Below are 4,783 nucleotides of genomic sequence, written 5' to 3' on the forward strand. Positions count from 1 at the left end.
TGGAAAACTGATCGACCTCATTGAACCTCAAGAAGCCCGAAACTTCTTCACCTCCTGTGGATATGATCCAGAATGAAAGGGAAACGCTCTAATTTCATTGAGCTCTGGTAGGACACACGGTTTGTTTCGCCATGCGAATTCTATGCAGACCTCACTCGGTCAGCACTTACTACTCAGCTATTTTCAAGTTGAGAGCGCGGGCCATTGCGCGCGACGACACAGGCTCTAATAAAAAGCAGGTCGTCCCATCTTCAGCGTAAGCATCCGATATGTTTGTACTGTCTTTTATGATGACGATTGTGGGCGACGTTTTTAAAACAAAATCCGCAGTTTCCATACTTCGACCCTCAAGAAACATGTCGTAAGTGGTCAGAATCAAATTCAATTTTTGTCCACTCGAAGTCCAATCGACAAGGTCCCTCATATTTGTAAAACCGACAGGTTCGTATCCTAAGGCGGCGACTTTCTCTTCGTAAAGAGCCAAGGCTGCCTGATCTGGATCTATTATGGCAACAGTCTCGCCTCTGCCGAGGGGCGTTGCGTGAAACCCAAAATGTTTGTGAAGCGCGACTGGTTTTTCGAGGGACGGCTGGAGATAGATATTGAAGTTCGTACCTTTTCCCACAATCGAAGTAACGTCGACATATCCCCCGAGTGCGCTGACATGCGCATGAACAGCGGAAAGTCCCAGACCCGTACCCCCTGAACGCGTGCGCGTGGTGAAAAAGGGATCGAAAATACGGGGTAAAGCTGTCTTCGCGATTCCGGATCCATTATCCGAGATGCCCAGCAGGATATACTCGCCGCCCGGTATAACACTGTGGGACAGAATCCTTTGCTCCGGCAATAGAATGCGTGACACGTTAATGTAGATCTGCCCTTTGGCTCCTGTCGCGTCGGAGGCGTTTTTGCATAAATTCATCAAGATCTGTTGTAGCTCCAGTGGATTGCCATCGATAACGGAGTGTCTCTGTTCAAGATTGACATCCAGTTCGATGCCCTTCCCAAGCTGCATACGGAGTAGCGGCAAGATATCAATGATCAGATCGGAAACATTGAAAGGCATTGTCGTCCGATCAACTTTTCGGCTCATGGCGAGGATTTGATCTATTATCAGCCTCGCCCTGTCGCCAGCAAAAAGAATGTGTTCTGAATATTGGCGGATTAGAGAGTATGAAATTATATTTTCCCGCAATAGTTGCGCGTATCCCAGAATGGAACTAAGAATATTGTTGAACTCGTGTGCAATCCCCCCCGCGACTGTCCCCATGGCTTTCAGCCGCTCGGCGTGCGCGAGCCGTCTCTCAAGGTTTTTGCATTCAGTCTGCCTGCGCATAATGTCTGCGTAGTGGTATACGCACCTCGCCGCGAGTTCAAAAAGTTGAATTTCGCAAGGAGACACCACCAGGCGATCCGCATCGTAAGCCGCAGAGCAGATAGCCAGCGTATCATTGGAAACCTTCAAGGCAAGCAACAAGCACAGGCCGGCATTTTCATTGCTTAAACAACCGACCTCTTTAGAGGGCATAATACGAAATAATGGATCGTTATAATTTTTACAGACCAGTTTGGAAATGTCGCAAATTTTCTTGAGGTCCAGAACGAGGTCACTATTGTCGGATGAGAAGGCTTCCTTTATTCGATCGCCGTTGATGTCGATCAACACCAGTGTGCACTGTTTTGCGCAAAAGAACTCCTTGACCAATACTAAAGCGGTTTGGGCTGATTGTTCCAATGATCGCTGCGTATAAAGATGATCGTTAAAACAAGTCCCGACGGTTTTGATCATTTCCTCGAACTTCAACCTGCGCGACAATCTCCGGTTTTGATTTTGAAACTCGCGAATTAAGAAGAAAATGTATAGGCACAGGCTTAACGAGATAATGCCAACAAATATGCGGGAAATTTGCTCCTTAATGTGGTCTGATCGATACAGTTTTAGATACTTCTGTTCTAACTCCTTCGTTGTGTCGACAATATTTGAAGACTGAATGACAGAAAACGACTCGTTGATCTCATCAATTTGAGAAATGATCAATCTGCCGTTGCGCACGGTGCTGTTTTTCAAATCTTCGTTTTCGACTTCCACGCGTTCTAACGCGTCAAGATACGTAGTGATTTTCGATGCCATTGATTTGTTTTGATGGAGCACAAATTGCGGCATGAGACTATTCAGTTGACTGATTAACCTTTCATCTGATGCGCGGAAGTTTTGAGAGGGCGCTGACATCTCTTCTAGAGAGCGTTCGAACCGTGCATAAGATTCTTCCAGGGCCACACATTTGGCTTTGAACGAAGCGACAGCTAACTCAGCTTCGCTGACCGAGGCGTCAACCCGCATCAGAACTGTCCCAAGCCCGTCAGCCTGATAATGAGCAATAGTGCCGAACATATTTTGCAATTTCGTAACGCTCGCCCGTAGCGCTTTCAAATTAGCGAAAGCAGGGTTCAGGTCGCGCAGGAAATCTGTGCGAACACTGAGGACGTCACGCTGCAGCATTGCACTCGCAATCTCAATCGTCCGAAGTTCAGTGAGGATCGCCTGGTTGCTGTCATTGTCGCACCAACCAATTGTTGCCAGAACGGCCGAGAATACGGCAACAATTATGAGAACTATGATGAGTCCTACTTCGCATTGCGGCTGAACAAGCTGTGTAAGAGGTCGGCAAATATTCGAGAACAGCCGTCTTCTTGGGGGAGCTTTGATCGAACGCTTAGATTTTTCTGAACTGAAGACCCGAAACAATGCTGGAACGAAAATATTGGACATGGATGACTACATCCTTCACTTACTCATTGATTGGCTCTAAAGTTATTCAGATTTTTTATCGCTCGATAAGATCGTGTCCCGCAGAATGGTGTAGCTTGTGACATCCACGGTGCCTCCCGGTGATGGCCGGAGGGAATATCAGCGTGCCACGGCTGGCATGCTGATAAGGGGATCATCGCTCATTTGGGCGATTGTTTCCAGTGTCATGTAACGGGATCGCTGAACCGCCCATTCGTCGTTCTGTTCGAGCAGCAGAGCACCGACGAGACGGATGATGGCATCCTCGTTAGGAAAGATGCCGACGACCTCGGTGCGTCGTTTGATCTCGCCGTTGAGACGCTCGATAGGATTGGTGCTGTGAAGCTTGGCCCAATGCTGTTTTGGAAAGGTCATGTAGGCCAGCACATCGTTCTCGGCCTCATCCATCAGATTGGCCAGCTTCGGCACCTTCGGCCTGATCTGATCAGAGACGCTGCGCCATTGTGTGCTGGCAGCCTCCGGCGTCTCCTGGGCGAACGCCGTGAAGGCGGAGACGACGCGCCGCCCGCTCTTTCCTGCATGTGCCAGGGCATTGCGCATGAAGTGAACGCGGCAACGTTGCCAGGTCGCATTCAGCACCTTGCTGACAGCCGTCTTGATGCTCTCATGGGCAACCGAGACCACGAGTTTCACACCTCTCAAGCCTCGACGCGTCAGCTTTCGTAGGAACTCTGTCCAGATCGGCTCGGCCTCGGATGTGCCGATCTCCAGCCCAAGCACCTCCCGGCGTCCATCCGTATTGGCACCGACTGCGATGATGGCAGCCACGGACACGATGCGCCCACCGCGCCTCACCTTCAGATAGGTGGCGTCGATCCAGATGTATGGCCACTCGCCCTCGATGGGACGGTCGAGAAAGGCTTTGACCTTCACATCGATCTCTTCGCAAAGCCGCGAGACTTGGCTTTTAGATATGCCGCTCATCCCCATGGCTTTGACCAGGTCATCGACGGACCGGGTCGAGATGCCCTGGATATAGGCCTCCTGTATGACGGCCGTCAGAGCCTTCTCGGCCATGCGGCGTGGTTCCAGGAAGCTCGGGAAATAGCTGCCTGTTCGAAGCTTGGGAATGCGCAACTCCACCGTTCCAGCCCGTGTTTCCCAATCGCGGTCGCGGTAGCCATTGCGCTGGGCTAGACGAAGCGCTGTCTTCTCGCCATAGCCAGCACCGGTCGCAGCCCCTACCTCCAGCGCCATAAGCTTCTCGGCGGCAAAACCAATCATCTCGCGTAGCAAATCGGCATCGGCGCTCTTCTCAACAAGCGAGCGCAGGTTCATCATATCGTCGGTCATCGGTGGTGTCCTTCAGGTTGGTCATAAGCAACCCGACCCTACCGGAAAACACCGATGGCTATGAACCCAGCTACACCACTCGCTGGGACACGATCCTCGATAAGCAAGGCGTCACTTTCTATCGTTTGCTGAGCGTAGTGGCCGTGCATCTCAGGGATACCCCCTCCTCACTTTTCCAATTGGAACCGTGCAATTAGCTGTAGGTATCATTCCCTGTTGAGGGTTTTTATTTTCAGAGCGCCTGATATTTCGCGGCTACGCATCTCTGGGGGATTAATATATTTGCCCGGCATCCATGAACATCCATCCGGTCGATTCAGGCCCTCGCACCCACCGTCACCTCAAAAGCTGGCTCGAACAGACCTCCTCAATGCACCATAATTAACTTGGTACCTTAAATATCTGCTCGAGTAAGTCGCTAATGGGCAAATTTCGTGGTATAATGGCAGGGCTAAAACGAGCCAAACAAACATTATTTTATTGCATTTGAAGCAGAACACCTTTGATTGGAGGCAATATGGCCCAAGCTTTCAATGATGATCTGCGGTGTTGCGTTCTGCTCCGTCACGTAATGGCATGTTAAAGCGTGTCGCATTTAATCGCACTCATATCCTGCTGCCTTGAAGCTCAGGCATCCCCTCATTTTGAGATGACGTAGGGCGGGAAAGATGATTCTGCATT

At 50.3% G+C, this 4,783-nt stretch carries 2 protein-coding genes; both read right to left on the bottom strand.

Annotation, left to right across the window (positions count from 1 at the left end; genetic code table 11):
* Window positions 1-169 precede the first annotated feature (169 nt).
* Window positions 170-2,770, bottom strand: a complete 2,601-nt coding sequence (locus EQW76_RS28405; protein ID WP_143123514.1) for a two-component system VirA-like sensor kinase — start codon at window positions 2,768-2,770, stop codon at window positions 170-172.
* Between the two features lie 138 nt (window positions 2,771-2,908).
* Window positions 2,909-4,102 (bottom strand): IS256 family transposase, encoded by a 1,194-nt coding sequence (locus EQW76_RS28410; protein ID WP_142832560.1) that lies wholly within the window; start codon window positions 4,100-4,102, stop codon window positions 2,909-2,911.
* Window positions 4,103-4,783: the final 681 nt, after the last annotated feature.

It is taken from the genome of Rhizobium sp. rho-13.1, assembly GCF_007000305.1.
Classification (GTDB): domain Bacteria; phylum Pseudomonadota; class Alphaproteobacteria; order Rhizobiales; family Rhizobiaceae; genus Rhizobium; species Rhizobium rhododendri.

Excerpts from the sequence above, each read along its gene's own strand:
- EQW76_RS28405 (WP_143123514.1), bottom strand. The coding sequence starts at position 2,770 with ATGTCCAATATTTTCGTTCCAGCATTGTTTCGGGTCTTCAGTTCAGAA.
- EQW76_RS28410 (WP_142832560.1), bottom strand. The coding sequence starts at position 4,102 with ATGACCGACGATATGATGAACCTGCGCTCGCTTGTTGAGAAGAGCGCC.